This window comes from Streptococcus sp. k-90 (assembly GCF_013277565.1).
Classification (GTDB): Bacteria; Bacillota; Bacilli; order Lactobacillales; family Streptococcaceae; genus Streptococcus.
The window spans coordinates 77578-94551 of record NZ_VMNE01000003.1 but is presented as its reverse complement, the minus strand read 5'-3'; the positions used below and the strand labels follow the sequence as shown (position 1 = coordinate 94551).

Annotated in this window: 8 protein-coding genes, 1 tRNA gene and 1 riboswitch; of the genes, 6 read left to right on the top strand and 3 right to left on the bottom strand. The window is 39.6% G+C overall.

The window, feature by feature from the left end; all coding sequences use genetic code 11:
* Positions 1-551 precede the first annotated feature (551 nt).
* A complete protein-coding gene (locus tag HT734_RS01230) occupies positions 552-3983 on the top strand; it encodes an SIALI-17 repeat-containing surface protein (RefSeq protein ID WP_173278454.1) in 3432 nt (1143 codons plus the stop codon).
* 435 nt (positions 3984-4418) lie between these two features.
* On the top strand, positions 4419-10985 hold the full coding sequence (locus tag HT734_RS01225; RefSeq protein ID WP_173278452.1) for an SIALI-17 repeat-containing surface protein: 6567 nt from the start codon (positions 4419-4421) through the stop codon (positions 10983-10985).
* Between the two features lie 313 nt (positions 10986-11298).
* Here HT734_RS01225 and pepT read toward each other — a convergent pair whose 3' ends face one another.
* Positions 11299-12519: a peptidase T gene (pepT, locus tag HT734_RS01220; RefSeq protein WP_140832799.1), complete on the bottom strand. Its 1221-nt coding sequence runs from the start codon at positions 12517-12519 to the stop codon at positions 11299-11301.
* A gap of 153 nt (positions 12520-12672) precedes the next feature.
* On the opposite strand from pepT, the gene hemH reads away from it, so the two are divergent.
* Positions 12673-13767, top strand: a complete 1095-nt coding sequence (gene hemH / locus HT734_RS01215; protein WP_061759157.1) for a ferrochelatase — start codon at positions 12673-12675, stop codon at positions 13765-13767.
* Positions 13768-13807: 40 nt separating this feature from the next.
* On the opposite strand, the gene mscL is transcribed toward hemH, so the two are convergent.
* Together mscL and HT734_RS01205 are read right to left on the bottom strand one after the other, a co-directional pair.
* Positions 13808-14188, bottom strand: a complete 381-nt coding sequence (gene mscL / locus HT734_RS01210) for a large conductance mechanosensitive channel protein MscL (protein ID WP_025171689.1) — start codon at positions 14186-14188, stop codon at positions 13808-13810.
* Positions 14189-14269: 81 nt separating this feature from the next.
* A complete protein-coding gene (locus tag HT734_RS01205) occupies positions 14270-14701 on the bottom strand; it encodes a GtrA family protein (RefSeq protein ID WP_173278450.1) in 432 nt (143 codons plus the stop codon).
* A 28-nt stretch (positions 14702-14729) separates the two neighbouring features.
* Positions 14730-14827: riboswitch (PreQ1 riboswitch) on the top strand.
* Here HT734_RS01205 and HT734_RS01200 point away from each other — a divergent pair.
* The 3 genes from HT734_RS01200 (at position 14825) to HT734_RS01190 (ending at position 16961) form a co-directional block, all read left to right on the top strand.
* On the top strand, positions 14825-15334 hold the full coding sequence (locus HT734_RS01200) for a QueT transporter family protein (protein ID WP_140832793.1): 510 nt from the start codon (positions 14825-14827) through the stop codon (positions 15332-15334). Its footprint overlaps the riboswitch before it by 3 nt.
* Positions 15335-15433: 99 nt before the next feature.
* Positions 15434-15506 (top strand) — tRNA-Thr (locus HT734_RS01195).
* 378 nt (positions 15507-15884) lie between these two features.
* On the top strand, positions 15885-16961 hold the full coding sequence (locus tag HT734_RS01190; RefSeq protein WP_000542462.1) for an aspartate-semialdehyde dehydrogenase: 1077 nt from the start codon (positions 15885-15887) through the stop codon (positions 16959-16961).
* Positions 16962-16974 lie beyond the last annotated feature (13 nt).

The window sequence follows — 16974 nt, the reverse complement described above, 5'->3', positions numbered from 1 at the left end:
TTTTGGGGTGCAGTTCAGTGCTGAGTCCTTGATATTATGCGTTTTATTATGAAAAATGTTTATTAGCTCTTATACTCATACCCAATGAAAATCAAAGAGCAAACTAGGAAGCTAGTCGCAGGTTGATCACAACACTGTTTTGAGGTTGCAGATAGAGCTGACGTGGTTTGAAGAGATTTTCGAAGAGTATTATTCCGGTATCGGATGTTGTCATTCAGACTTTGTTTTGATGTGAACTATGATTGAAACTAGTTTCAAATAATTTAGAATTTTTAACTATTTTTGAAAGTAGAATCTATTGTCTATTGTAAAGTCTAAAACTGAAAATATTTATTATATAATAAGGTTAAGATAAAATATGAAAGGAGTAAAATGTCTTTCATGACGTATTGCAAAGTTGAACTGTACGCTATGCAAGATTGTTTAAATTAAAAATAATGGAAATTTCCATTAAATAGTTTAGTTTCTTTTGGAATTGTCTAGTCCTAGTGGCTAAAAATTTTAAGTCAAAAAGAAAGCGCTTTACCGAATTAGAAAATGAGAGGTAAAATATGAATCAGAGACATTTTGATAGAAAACAACGATACGGAATTCGAAAATTTGCAGTAGGGGCAGCTTCAGTAGTGATTGGAGCGGTTGTTTTTGGTGCTACACCTGCTTTGGCTCAAGAGGCAGCATCAACGAGTGGTGAAACAGCAGGGCAATCTTTGCCAGAATTGCCTAAGGAAGTAGAGACAGGAAATCTGACGAATCTAGATAAGGAACTCGCAGACAAATTGTCAACAGCAACGGATAAGGGAACTGAAGTGAGCCGTGAAGAGTTGCAAGCAAACCCAGGGTCTGAAAAACCAGCAGAAACAGAAGCATCAAACGAAAATCCAGCTACAGAGAGTGAAGACAAAGAAGAAGTTGGAAACATTCCGCGTGATTTTTATGCCAGAGAGTTGGAAAATGCCAATACTGTCATAGAGAAGGAAGATGTTGAAACAAATCCTTCAAACGGGCAAAGAGTTGATATGAAGGAGGAGCTCGGCAAGCTTAAAAAACTTCAAAATGCGACTATTCATATGGAGTTTAAGCCAGATGCATCTGCTCCACGTTTTTACAACCTCTTTTCAGTTTCTAGTGATACCAAAGTAAATGAATACTTCACCATGGCCATTCTTGATAACACAGCTATCATTGAAGGTCGGGATGCCAATGGGAACCAATTTTATGGTGATTATAAAAATGCTCCTTTGAAGATTAAACCAGGTCAGTGGAATTCTGTAACCTTTACAGTTGAGAGACCCAATGCAGACCAACCAAATGGTAAGGTGCGCCTCTACGTAAATGGTGTCTTGTCTCGTACAAGTCCTCAATCTGGTCGTTTCATCCAAGATATGCCAGATGTCAACCATGTGCAAATCGGTACAACAAAACGTACAGGCAAAAACTTCTGGGGCGCTAATCTTAAAGTCCGTAATCTAACGGTTTATGATCGGACCCTTTCACCAGAAGAAGTTAAAAAACGTAGTCAGCTCTTTGAAAGAGGAGAGTTGGAGAAGAAACTTCCTGAAGGAGCAGAAGTTACGGATAAACTGGATGTTTTTGAAGGTGGTGAGAACCGCAAGCCAAATAAAGATGGTATTGCAAGCTACCGTATTCCAGCCCTGCTGAAAACGGATAAGGGAACCTTGATTGCTGGTGCAGATGAGAGACGCTTGCATCACTCTGACTGGGGCGATATCGGTATGGTTGTTCGTCGTAGTGATGATAAGGGCAAAACATGGGGAGATAGAATCGTCATCTCAAATCCTCGTGATAATGAGAATGCTAGAAGAGCTCATGCGGGATCACCAGTTAATATCGACATGGCCCTAGTCCAAGATCCGAAAACTAAGCGAATCTTCTCTATTTTTGATATGTTTGTAGAAGGTGAAGCGGTTAGAGATTTACCAGGAAAAGCACCGCAAGCCTATGAGCAAATTGGGGATAAGGTTTACCAAGTTCTGTATAAAAAAGGTGAAGCAGGACATTATACAATTCGTGAAAATGGTGAGGTTTTTGACCCCGAAAATAGAAAGACAGAATACCGTGTTGTAGTTGATCCTAAGAAACCAGCCTATAGTGATAAGGGTGATTTGTATAAAGGTGAAGAACTGATTGGTAATGTCTACTTCGATTATAGCGACAAGAATATCTTTAGAGTTTCAAACACCAACTATCTCTGGATGTCTTATAGTGATGACGATGGAAAAACTTGGTCTGCACCAAAAGATATTACATACGGTATTCGTAAGGACTGGATGCATTTCTTAGGAACAGGACCTGGTACAGGTATTGCCTTACACTCAGGACCTCATAAAGGACGTCTTGTTATCCCTGCCTACACGACAAATAATGTATCCTACCTAGGTGGTTCTCAGTCTTCGCGCGTCATTTACTCAGATGATCATGGTGAAACTTGGCATGCAGGGGAAGCTGTCAATGATAACCGTCCGGTAGGTAACCAAACAATTCACTCTTCAACTATGAATAATTCAGGTGCTCAAAATACGGAGTCAACCGTTGTTCAGTTGAATAATGGAGATCTCAAACTCTTCATGCGCGGATTGACAGGTGATCTTCAAGTTGCTACAAGTAAAGATGGTGGAGCAACTTGGGAAAAAGATGTGAAGCGCTATGCGGATGTCAAAGATGTCTATGTTCAAATGTCAGCTATACACACTGTACAAAATGGCAAGGAGTATATCGTCCTCAGTAATGCAGGTGGACCTGGACGATACAATGGTTTGGTGCACGTAGCACGTGTGGAAGCGAATGGAGATTTAACTTGGCTCAAGCATAATCCAATTCAAAGTGGTAAATTTGCTTATAACTCCTTGCAAGATCTTGGAAATGGTGAATTTGGTTTGCTTTATGAGCATGCAGATAACAACCAAAATGAATATACCTTGTCCTATAAGAAATTCAACTGGGATTTCCTAAGTAAGGATGGGATTGCTCCAACGAAAGCAACTGTGAAAAATGCTGTAGAGATGAGCAAAAATGTCATCGCTTTAGAATTTGATTCTGAAGTATTGGTGAATCAGCCACCAGTTCTAAAACTGGCAAATGGAAATTTTGCGACCTTCTTGACTCAGTACGATTCAAAAACATTGCTATTTGCAGCTAGTAAGGAAGATATTGGTCAGGAAATTACAGAAATCATTGATGGTGCAATTGAGAGCATGCATAATTTGTCTGTAAGTCTTGAAGGGGCAGGAGTTCCTGGTGGAAAAAATGGTGCAAAAGCAGCAATCCATGAAGTTCCAGAATTCACAGGTGCAGTCAATGGTGAAGGTACAGTTCATGAGAATCCAGTCTTTGAAGGTGGCATCAACGGTGAGGAAGCAGCCGTTCATGATGTGCTAGACTTCTCAGGTGGTGTAAACGGCGAAGTAGCCGCTATTCATGAAGTTCCAGAAATAGAGGTCGAAGAAAATCCACCGGGAACTATTCATGAAGTCCCAGAATTCGAAGGCGGTGTGAATGCGGTAGAAGCCGCAAAATCAGAAGTTCCATCCTATGAAGGAGGCACTAACGCGGTAGAAGCCGCAAAATCAGAACTTCCATCCTATGAAGGAGGCGCTAATGCGGTAGAAGCCGCAACATCAGAAGTTCCATCCTATGAAGGAGGCGCTAATGCGGTAGAAGCTGTTAAATCAGAACTTCCATCTTATGAAGGAGGCGCTCATGAAGTACAGTCTGCTAGTTCGGATCTACCAACTCTTGCGGATGGTGTCAACGAGGCCGAAGCAGCAGTGCATAAGGTGACAGAATATAAGGCTGACCCGTCTACTGCAGTGCAGGCTATAGCGCAAGAACATACTTATCAAGCACCTGCGGCACAGCAGCATCTCCTGCCTAAAACAGGAAGTGAGGATAAGTCCAGTATTGCAATTGTAGGATTTGTAGGGATGTTTCTAGGCTTGTTGATGATAGGGAAAAAGAGAGAATAATAGAGAAGTTGAGAACTTAAATTTTTAAAAATAAAAAGAGGTAATGGAAATAAAATTAGGTACCGACTTTTAAAAGTTAGATTTTTTCTGTCTAATCTTTTAGGTACACATCTTACCTCTTTTTATATTAATGGGACGTTATACTCATCTGTCCTTAGCCATAGACTGTCAAAAAATATAAAGTAAAAAAGTAGTAAAAAGCATAAAAAAAACTTTGTTTTTTTATTATAATATAGTATACTTAGTATGACGAAAAACAGCTATTAGAAGCGTTATTTTATCTAAAGAAATGTAAGCGATTTCTTAGTGCTTGTAATGGTCTAAATAAAGAGTTTATTGGAAGGAGTTTTTAAATAGTAAATAAAAATAAGAATGTCACCAGTTAAAGCTGGGCTCGGGCAGTAGCTGACTGCTCTAGGAGATTAGGAGTATTTGATGAAACAATATTTTTTAGAAAAAGGTCGAATCTTTAGTATTCGTAAACTGACTGTTGGTGTTGCTTCTGTAGCAGTCGGTCTTGCTTTTTTTGCATCTGGGAATGTTGCGGCTAGTGAACTTGTGACAGAATCAAAACTTGAAGTTGACGGTCAATCAAAAGAAGTGGCAGATGTAGATCATAAAAAAGTAGAAACAGTTAAAGAAGAAGTAACTGAAAAAACAGAGCCTACTGCCGAGAAAGCAACAGAGGAAGCTAAAACTGCTGAAGTGGCTGGTGATGTACTCCCTGAAGAAATCCCTGACCGTGCCTATCCTGATACTCCAGTAAAAAAAGTGGATACTGCAGCTATTGTATCAGAAAAAGAAAGTCCACAGGTAGAGACAAAGAGCATCTTGAAACCTACGGAAGTAGCTCCAACTGAAGGCGAAAAAGAAAATAGAGCCATTATCAATGGTGGCCAAGATCTGAAACGTATTAATTATGAAGGCCAGCCAGCTACCTCAGCTGCTATGGTTTATACAATTTTCAGTTCACCTTTAGCAGGTGGAGGTAGCCAACGTTATCTCAATTCTGGATCTGGAATCTTTGTAGCTCCAAATATTATGTTGACAGTAGCTCATAATTTCTTAGTCAAGGATGCAGATACCAATGCAGGTTCTATTCGTGGCGGTGATACTACTAAGTTTTATTACAATGTAGGTTCAAATACTGCTAAGAACAATTCTTTGCCAACTTCAGGAAATACGGTTTTGTTCAAGGAAAAGGATATTCATTTTTGGAATAAAGAAAAGTTTGGTGAAGGAATTAAGAATGATCTAGCTTTAGTAGTAGCACCAGTTCCACTTTCGATTGCAAGTCCAAATAAGGCAGCTACTTTTACTCCTCTTGCAGAACATCGTAGCTATAAAGCTGGTGAACCAGTTAGTACCATAGGATATCCGACAGATTCCACTTCTCCGGAATTGAAGGAACCAATCGTTCCTGGTCAGTTGTATAAGGCTGATGGTGTCGTTAAGGGTACTGAAAAGCTTGATGATAAAGGAGCGGTTGGCATCACTTATCGCCTGACTTCTGTTTCTGGTCTTTCTGGTGGTGGAATTATTAATGGTGATGGTAAAGTTATTGGAATTCACCAACATGGAACTGTTGATAATATGAATATCGCTGAAAAAGATCGCTTTGGAGGAGGACTTGTCCTATCGCCTGAACAACTAGCATGGGTCAAAGAAATCATTGATAAATATGGAGTCAAAGGCTGGTACCAAGGAGATAATGGTAATCGTTACTACTTTACTCCAGAAGGAGAAATGATTAGAAATAAGACAGCTGTTATTGGCAAAAATAAATACTCTTTCGATCAAAATGGTATTGCGACGCTTCTTGAAGGTGTTGACTATGGACGAGTTGTTGTAGAACATCTAGACCAAAAAGATAACCCAGTCAAAGAAAACGATACTTTTGTTGAAAAGACGGAAGTTGGAACTCAGTTTGACTATAACTATAAAACAGAAATTGAGAAAACTGACTTCTACAAGAAGAATAAAGAAAAATATGAAATTGTATCGATTGACGGTAAAGCTGTCAACAAGCAACTGAAAGATACTTGGGGAGAGGATTATAGTGTTGTGAGCAAGGCTCCTGCAGGAACTCGTGTCATTAAGGTTGTTTATAAAGTCAATAAGGGTTCCTTCGATCTTCGTTACCGATTGAAAGGTACAGACCAAGAATTAGCGCCTGCAACTGTTGACAATAACGATGGTAAAGAATACGAAGTTTCCTTTGTTCATAGATTCCAAGCTAAAGAAATTACAGGCTACCGTGCAGTCAATGCAAGCCAAGAAGCAACAATCCAACATAAAGGAGTGAACCAAGTTATTTTTGAATACGAAAAAATAGAAGATCCAAAACCAGCAACTCCTGCAACTCCAGTAGTGGATCCAAAAGACGAAGAAACAGAAATTGGAAACTATGGACCACTACCAAGCAAGGCTCAATTGGACTACCACAAGGAAGAATTGGCTGCCTTCATCCACTATGGTATGAATACCTACACTAACTCTGAATGGGGGAACGGTAGAGAAAATCCTCAAAACTTTAACCCAACTAATCTTGATACAGACCAGTGGATTAAGACTTTGAAGGATGCTGGATTCAAACGAACAATCATGGTTGTCAAACACCACGACGGTTTTGTGATTTATCCATCTAAATATACAGACCATACGGTGGCTGCAAGTCCATGGAAAGATGGTAAGGGTGACCTTCTCGAAGAAATCTCTAAATCAGCGACTAAGTATGATATGAATATGGGTGTTTACCTATCACCATGGGATGCTAATAACCCTAAATATCATGTTTCAACTGAAAAAGAGTATAACGAATACTATCTCAACCAACTCAAGGAAATCCTTGGCAATCCTAAATACGGAAATAATGGTAAATTCATCGAAGTATGGATGGATGGTGCGCGTGGTAGCGGAGCTCAAAAAGTAACTTACACCTTTGACGAGTGGTTCAAGTACATCAAGAAAGCTGAAGGGGATATCGCTATCTTCTCTGCTCAACCAACAAGCGTCCGTTGGATCGGTAATGAACGTGGTATCGCTGGAGATCCAGTTTGGCATAAGGTTAAGAAAGCTAAGATCACTGACGATGTGAAGAACGAATATCTCAACCATGGAGACCCAGAAGGAGATATGTACTCAGTCGGTGAAGCAGACGTTTCTATTCGTTCAGGTTGGTTCTACCATGACAATCAACAACCAAAATCAATCAAAGATTTGATGGATATCTACTTCAAATCTGTTGGTCGTGGAACGCCACTCCTCCTCAATATTCCACCAAATAAAGAAGGTAAATTCGCAGATGCAGACGTGGCTCGCTTGAAAGAATTCCGAGCAACCTTGGACCAAATGTATGCGACTGACTTCGCCAAGGGAGCAACTGTAACGGCAAGCTCTACTCGTAAGAATCATTTGTACCAAGCAGGTAACCTAACCGATGGTAAGGATGATACTAGTTGGGCATTGTCAAATGATGCGAAGACAGGTGAATTCACTGTCGATCTTGGTCAAAAGAGACGCTTTGACGTAGTCGAACTCAAAGAAGATATCGCTAAAGGTCAACGTATCTCAGGATTTAAGGTTGAAGTTGAGCTCAATGGTCGCTGGGTTCCATATGGAGAGGGTTCGACTGTTGGTTATCGTCGTCTTGTCCAAGGTCAACCTGTAGAAGCCCAAAAGATTCGTGTGACTATCACGAATTCACAAGCAACCCCTATTTTGACAAACTTCTCTGTTTATAAGACACCAAGTAATATCGAAAAAACAGATGGTTATCCTCTAGGTTTGGATTACCATTCAAACACAATAGCTGACAAAGCAAATACAACCTGGTATGACGAATCTGAAGGCGTTCGTGGAACATCCATGTGGACCAATCAAAAAGATGCTAGCGTAACCTACCGTTTCAATGGAACTAAGGCTTATGTCGTATCTACAGTGGATCCAAATCACGGTGAAATGTCAGTTTACGTGGATGGTCAAAAGGTTGCAGACGTACAAACGAATAATGCAGCTCGTAAACGTAGCCAGATGGTTTATGAAACAGATGACTTGACTCCAGGTGAACATACCATCAAACTCGTTAACAAAACTGGCAAAGCTATTGCAACTGAAGGTATCTATACGCTCAACAATGCTGGTAAGGGTATGTTTGAGTTGAAAGAAACAACCTATGAAGTTCAAAAAGGCCAACCAGTTACTGTAACCATCAAACGTGTTGGTGGTAGCAAGGGAGTTGCGACAGTTCATGTCGTGACTGAGCCAGGAACAGGGGTTCACGGTAAGGTATATAAAGATACAACGGCTGATTTGACCTTCCAAGATGGTGAAACAGAAAAGACTTTGACAATTCCGACAATTGACTTTACTGAGCAAGCTGATTCAATCTTTGACTTTAAAGTAAAAATGACAAGCGCATCAGATAATGCCTTGCTTGGATTTGCTTCAGAAGCAACTGTTAGAGTAATGAAGGCTGACTTACTTCAAAAAGACCAAGTCAGTCATGATGACCAGGCCAGTCAACTTGACTACAGCCCAGGTTGGCACCATGAAACCAATTCTTCTGGCAAATACCAAAACACTGAGTCTTGGGCATCCTTTGGTCGTTTGACTGAAGAGCAAAAGAAAAATGCTAGCGTAACAGCTTACTTCTACGGAACAGGTCTTGAAATCAAAGGTTTTGTTGATCCTGGACATGGTATCTACAAGGTAACTCTGGATGGTAAAGAACTTGAGTATCAAGATGGTCAAGGAAATGCTACTGATGTCAATGGTAAGAAGTACTTCAGTGGAACAGCAACTACACGTCAAGGTGATCAGACTCTTGTTCGTTTGACTGGACTCGAAGAAGGTTGGCACGCTGTAACCTTGCAATTGGATCCAAAACGAAATGATACCTCTAGAAATATTGGTATTCAAGTTGATAAGTTCATCACTCGTGGAGAAGATAGCGCTCTTTATACCAAAGAAGAATTAGTTCAAGCTATGAAGAACTGGAAGGATGAATTGGCTAAATTTGACCAAACAAGTTTGAAGAATACTCCAGAGGCGCGTCAAGCCTTCAAGTCAAACTTAGATAAATTATCTGAACAACTTTCAGCAAGTCCAGCCAGTGCTCAAGAAATTCTGAAAACAGCCACAGCCTTGCAAGCTATTCTTGATAAGGAAGAAAACTATGGTGTCGAAGAAACACCATCCCAGCCAGAAGAGCCTAACTACGACAAGGCCATGGCAAGCTTGGCAGAGGCTATCCAAAACAAGAGCAAGGAACTAGGTAGCGATAAAGAAGCTAAGAAGAAACTAGTTGAGCTATCAGAACAAGCTCTTACAGCTATCCAAGAAGCCAAGACACAAGATGCAGTAGACAAAGCCTTGCAAGCAGCTCTCACTTCTATTAACCAACTTCAAGCGACTCCAAAAGAGGAACCAAAACCATCCCAGCCAGAAGAGCCTAACTACGACAAGGCCATGGCAAGCTTGGCAGAGGCTATCCAAAACAAGAGCAAGGAACTAGGCAGCGATAAAGAAGCTAAGAAGAAACTAGTTGAGTTATCAGAACAAGCTCTTACAGCTATCCAAGAAGCCAAGACACAAGATGCAGTAGACAAAGCCTTGCAAGCAGCTCTAACTTCTATCAATCAACTTAAAGCGACTCCGAAAGAGGAGCCAACACCATCCCAGCCAGAAGAGCCTAACTACGACAAGGCTATGGCAAGCTTAGCAGAGGCTATCCAAAACAAGAGCAAGGAACTAGGTAGCGATAAAGAAGCTAAGAAGCATCTCGTCGAGTTATCCGAGCAGGCTCTGACAGCTATCCAAGAAGCTAAGACACAAGATGCAGTAGACAAAGCCTTGCAAGCAGCTCTCACTTCTATTAACCAACTTCAAGCGACTCCAAAAGAGGAACCAAAACCATCCCAGCCAGAAGAGCCTAACTACGACAAGGCCATGGCAAGCTTGGCAGAGGCTATCCAAAACAAGAGCAAGGAACTAGGTAGCGATAAAGAAGCTAAGAAGAAACTAGTTGAGTTATCAGAACAGGCACTTACAGCTATCCAAGAAGCCAAGACACAAGATGCAGTAGACAAAGCCTTGCAAGCAGCTCTAACTTCTATTAACCAACTTCAGGCGACTCCGAAAGAGGAAGTGAAACATTCCATAGTTCCAACGGATGGAGATAAGGAACTAGTTCAACCTCAACCAAGTCTTGAAGTAGTAGAAAAAGTAATTAACTTCAAGAAAGTTAAACAAGAAGATTCAAGTCTTCCAAAAGGTGAAACTCGAGTGACTCAGGTAGGTCGTGCAGGTAAGGAACGTATCTTGACTGAAGTAGCACCAGATGGAAGCCGCACTATAAAACTTCGTGAAGTTGTTGAAGTTGCGCAAGATGAAATTGTGTTGATTGGAACTAAGAAAGAAGAATCAGCTAAAATCGTATCAGCTGACCACAAGGTACCAGAATTTACTGGTGGTGTGTCTGATTCTGAAGCAGCTATTCACAACTTACCAGAGTTTACTGGTGGTGTGTCGGGTTCTGAAGCAGCTATTCACAACTTACCAGAGTTTACTGGTGGTGTGTCTGATTCTGAAGCAGCTATTCACAACTTACCAGAGTTTACTGGTGGTGTGTCGGGTTCTGAAGCAGCTATTCATAACTTACCAGAGTTTACTGGTAGTATGACTGGTTCTGAAGGAGTTACTCATGGAGTTTCGAACGTTGAGGAAGGAGTTCCTAGTGGAGAAGCTGCAAGTCATCAAGAATCAGGATTTACTAGTGATGTAACTGCCTCTGAAAAAACTATGAATCAAATCGTAGATAAAAATGATGATAAGTCATATGTAGTTCCGCCTATGTTAGAAGATAAGACTTATCAGGCACCTGCAAATCGTCAAGAAGTTCTACCTAAAACAGGAAGTGAAGATGGTTCTGCTTTTGCATCTGTAGGAATTATGGGCATGTTCTTAGGCATGATTGGAATGGTCAAAAGAAAAAAAGACTAATTAATGTAAAATGCCCTTAAATAGTGTATTCGAATTGGATGCAAGAAGGTTGTAACAATTAGTTTTAGATTGTTTTCCTTGTATTAAGTGAAATACAATCAAGTAGACGAGAAAATTGGGAGATAACTAAAGGAGCAGGGAAAGATGTCACTTTTAATACTTAATGAAAATCAAAGAGCAAACTAGGATACTAGCCGCAGGCTGTACTTGAGTACAGCAAGACGATGTTGACGTGGTTTGACGAGATTTTCGACGAGTATAAAATACTAAAACCGAGCATTTCCGTAGTTGGATATGCTCGGTTTTTTATCAATTATTTATAAGCTACGATACCAATGATGGTATCAACTGCACGTTCCATAGTCTGAAGGCTAACATATTCAAAACGTCCATGCATGTTTTCGCCACCAGCAAAGATATTTGGAGTTGGGATTCCCATAAAGGAAATTTTAGAGCCGTCTGTCCCGCCGCGAATTGGTTCAATAATAGGTGTGATACCTAAATCTTCCATAACGGCCTTAGCAATGGTAATTGGAGTCATATCTTTTTCAATGACTTCTTTCATATTGTAGTACTGGTCTGTCAAGTTTAGGGTGACACGGTCGCTGCCAAGTTCTTGATTCATTTTATCAGCGATAGACTGCATAGCTGCTTTACGCGCTTCAAAGGCATCTTTTTCAAAATCACGAATGATGTAGCTTGCACGCGCTTCCTCGACACTACCTGTCACATCCATAAGATGATAGAACCCTTGGTAACCATCCGTTAACTCAGGACGTTCATTCTCTGGAAGTTGATTGTGAAAATCAATTGCTAACTGAAGGGCGTTGACCATTTGCCCTTTTGCAGTACCAGGATGGACATTACGACCTTGGAAATGCAATTCAGCACCAGCTGCTGAGAAAGTTTCGTACTGAAGTTCTCCTAGTGGTCCTCCATCAACAGTGTAGGCAAAATCAACATCAAAATCTTCTGCATCAAATTTATTAGCACCAACACCGATTTCTTCATCTGGACCAAAACCAACACGAATCTCACAGTGTTTGATTTCAGGATGAGCATTTAGATATTCAATGGCTGTCATAATTTCAGCAATTCCTGACTTATCATCGGCACCTAGCAAGGTTGTTCCATCGGTTGTGATAAGCGTTTGTCCTGGATATTTCTCAAGACTCTTGAAGTCGGATGGATCTAGTTTAAAACCAGAATTTCCAAGTTCAATCACACCCCCATCGTAGTTTTCAATTACCTGTGGATTGACTCCTTCGGCATTAAAATCAGCAGTATCCATGTGGGAGATGAAGCCAATTTTACGTGTTAAAGATGGATCATTGGCTGGCAAGGTTCCAATAGCAAAACCATTTGGTAGATAATAAACATTTTGTAATCCAACACGTTTCATTTCAGGAATGAGGACATTTGTCGCAAAGTCAACCTGACTCTGTGTACTTGGAGTAGTAGTAGAGTGTTCATCAGAGCGCGTGTTGACCTTAACGTAGGTTAAGAAGCGGTCCAAGAGATTGGGGTAAGTCATAAATAACTCCTTTTGAATTCATTTTTTCCATTGTATCATAGAAAGAAGAGAAAAACAAAAGACAGAAGTTAGGGAAATTCTCTATGTTAGCGTTTACTTATCAGTGGATTCATGATAAAATAAATTTGATAAAAACATCACAAGGAAGCAGTTATGAAAAAAGCAATTTTAATGATGACTTTCGGTTCGCCAGAAGAGATTACCTTTGAAGGTGTAGCTGATTTTTTCACAAATATTCGTCGTGGAGTGAGACCTCAAGACCACGAGATTCAAACACTCTATGATAATTATGTACTTATTGGAGGTACGCCTCTACAAAGAATTACCCGTGAAGAAGTTGCCTTAGTAGAAGCTAGACTGGGGAATGAGTATAGTGTCTATTTTGCCAATAAATTTTCCAAACCTTTTATTCCAGATGTGATTGGTCAGATGGAAGCAGACGGCATTGAGCAGTGTATTTGCCTGATTTTGGAGCCCCATTATTCGTTCTACTCTGTCATGGGGTATGAGAAATTTTTAGAAAGCAAGCAAATTCAATTTTTGATCATTAAGGACTGGTATCAAGAAGAGGCCTTGCTAAACTATTGGGCAGATGAAATTGCTAATATTTTAAAAGAAGAAGTAAAGCAGGATAGCTTTAAAGTCATCTTTTCAGCCCATAGTGTACCCATTTTTGCCTTGGATTTTGGTGACCCTTATATTGACCAAATTTTTGAAAATAGCAAGCTAGTCGCTGAAAAACTAGGATTGAGTTCAGAACAATATACTAACACCTGGCAGAGTGAGAGCGATATCGGTATTCCATGGATTAAACCAGATGTTTTGGAGTATCTCAGAGAACAGACAGAACATCCAGACCATTATATTTTTGTTCCTATCAGCTTCATTAGTGAGCATATTGAAGTCTTGTTTGATAATGATGTGGAATGTTATGATTTGTGTCAGGAATTGAGTGTGAACTACCATCGTCCACCAATGCCCAATACGGATTCTCGTTTGATTGATGCCTTGGTTAATACAGTCAGAGCTAATGAACATCAAGAGTTTAAGGAATTTCTCCCAGAAGAAGAAACCTTTGATGAGTTAGTCCCTTCGGATGAAACTAAAAATATTTTAGATGAATCTCAAGATTTACAAATGCCAGAATTTGTGAAAAAACTGATTGAGAAAAAAGGTCGTGAAAATGTTAAGATGCCATATTTGATCAAGAAAATGCTAGAGAAAGCAGGTAAGTTGCCGAAAGAGTAAAGAAAAAGGATTTAGCTTTGTGCTAGATCCTTTTAAATGATTATTTTTTCTCAAGAAGCGCTTTGATTTCTTGAAGTACTTCCAATTCAGTTGGAGCAGCTGGAGCTTCCTCAGCAGGTTCTTCTTTTTTAGTAAGGCTTTGAGCTTTTTCCATAGCTTTAATAACAAAGAAGAGAACAGTACCTACAACAAGGAAGTTGATAATAGCACTCAAGAATTTACCATATGTAACACCATTCCATGCAAGCTCAGCGATGTTTTGTACTTTCGCAGCTTCCAAGGCTGGGTTCAATAGGAGTGGAGTGATGATATCATTAACAAATGAAGTAACGATAGCACCAAAAGCAGAGGCAATGATCACACCGACAGCAAGGTCTACGACATTACCGCGGAGCAAAAATGCTTTAAGATCTTTTAACATTTTCATAATTCCTTTACAAAATTTTTACTCTTTATTATATATTAATTAAGAAATGCTCGCAAGCTATATGCTTAAATTTTTTTATTTTTTAAAAATAAATACCTTACTAAAAATGTAATTAAGAATAATTATCAAAAATTGTGAAATAGCTGTTTCGATAGTATTAACCTTGTCTATATTATTATTTACAAATTGCCCAATAATATTAGGAAACTGGGTTACAAAGAGAAAAGTTAAAAATAAGTCTAAAAGAAAAGTAGAAAGGCGGGCAAGAGTAAATTTCACTAAACGGATAAGTCGATTCTTCCTTGCTTGTTTAAACACAATCGTATCATTTGTGATAAAGGCAAAGAGGATACCGATAATATTTGCTAGGGCAGTAGCAAGGAGTTCTTTATGAGTTAGTTGATAAATGACTAATCGGGATAGAATAGAAATAAGAGTAGTTGCTATTCCAAAAAAAAGATAGGCTAAGAGCTCATTCATGAATAGACTTTGAATGCGTTTTTTCATGCTTTTAGTATAGCATAAAGCAGGCTATTGTGCTATACTAGTAAGGTTGAATGAATCAACCCTTGGTGCTTAGCTTCTTTCACCAAGCATATTTTACGTGGACAACCCGCCAAAGGAGAAAAGATGAAAAAATTAACTGTTCGTGATGTAGCAGATATTGCAATCGTTGCAGCTATCTATGTAGTTTTAACTGTCACACCACCCCTAAATGCCATTAGCTACGGTGCTTATCAGTTCCGTATTTCAGAAATGATGAACTTTATGGCTTTTTACAATCCTAAGTACATCATCGGAGTTACAATTGGTTGTATGATTGCTAATTTCTTTAGCTTCGGACTGCTAGATGTCTTTGTTGGTGGTGGATCAACCTTGGTATTCCTCAGTTTAGGGGTTTGGCTTTTTGCAAAATACAGCAAGGATTACCTCTTTAATGGATTAATCAGAAAAGATCATTTTTTCTTTTCAATCCTCTTTTCAATTTCCATGTTTACAATTGCTGCCGAGTTGAATATCGTAGCGCAATTACCATTTTTCCTTACTTGGTTCACAACAGGAATTGGTGAATTTGCTTCATTGATTATTGGTGCGATTATCATTGGTAAAATTGGTCGTCGAATCGATTTAAGCAAATAGAACAGGACAAGCTAGGTAGCTATTACCTGGCTTTTTCTTATGGAAAATATCTAAGGAAACTTGACAAGATTTTCTAACTGTAGTATACTTTTTAAGTAAGCTGATTTAGCTCAGTTGGCAGAGCGCATCCATGGTAAGGATGAGGTCGCCGGTTCAATCCCGGCAATTAGCATGATATTTACAGGGAAACTCTTTAACACAAGAGTTTTTTCTTATGCTCGCGAGAAAAATTTTGATTTTTGTATAATAAAAATCATCCTGCAAAAATTTTTTATTGACAAAACCAAGTATCTCTAGTAATATAGTAGATGCGATGAGTCGATAGGTAGTCTTCGGACTACTATTGAGCATAAGGAGGTCATAACGCAGGAGCGGACCTTGATGAGTTGTGTGAACCTGCTCATCACATGAAGATGCCTCTTAGTCCCTGGTCTAGCGACTGGGGATTTTTATTTTCCAAAAAATGATGAAAAAGCTTTGCAATTCATGGAAAAAGTAGTATAATACATCTATTATAGAAATTTTTAGAAAATTCCGAAAGAGGTTATTTATGGGATATACAGTTGCTGTAGTCGGCGCGACAGGTGCTGTCGGTGCTCAGATGATAAAAATGTTGGAAGAATCAACACTTCCAATCGATAAAATTCGTTTACTTGCTTCTGCACGTTCAGCGGGCAAGACTTTGAAATTTAAAGACCAAGATATTACGATTGAAGAAACGACTGAAACAGCTTTTGAAGGAGTTGATATTGCTCTCTTTTCAGCAGGTGGTTCTACATCAGCTAAGTATGCACCGTACGCAGTTAAAGCTGGAGCGGTAGTAGTTGATAATACATCTTACTTCCGTCAAAATCCAGATGTTCCTTTGGTTGTTCCAGAGGTCAATGCTCACGCACTTGATGCCCACAACGGTATCATTGCTTGCCCTAACTGTTCAACAATCCAAATGATGGTAGCGCTTGAGCCAGTTCGCCAAAAATGGGGCTTGGATCGTATCATTGTTTCAACTTACCAAGCAGTTTCAGGTGCTGGTATGGGAGCAATTCTTGAAACACAACGTGAACTTCGTGAAGTCTTGAATGATGGAGTGAAACCACGTGATTTACACGCAGAAATTTTGCCTTCAGGTGGTGATAAGAAACATTATCCTATCGCCTTCAACGCTCTCCCACAAATCGATGTCTTCACTGACAATGATTACACATACGAAGAGATGAAGATGACTAAGGAAACTAAGAAAATCATGGAAGATGATAGCATCGCAGTATCTGCAACATGTGTGCGAATTCCAGTCTTGTCAGCTCACTCTGAGTCTGTTTACATCGAAACAAAAGAAGTGGCTCCAATCGAAGAAGTGAAAGCAGCTATCGCAGCCTTCCCAGGTGCTGTTCTTGAGGATGATGTAGCTCATCAAATCTATCCGCAAGCCATCAATGCAGTTGGTTCACGTGATACCTTTGTTGGTCGTATCCGTAAAGACTTGGATGCTGAAAAAGGAATTCACATGTGGGTTGTTTCAGATAACCTTCTCAAAGGTGCTGCTTGGAACTCAGTTCAGATTGCAGAAACTCTTCACGAACGTGGCTTGGTTCGTCCAACAGCTGAATTGAAATTTGAATTAAAATAGTCATATAATTTAG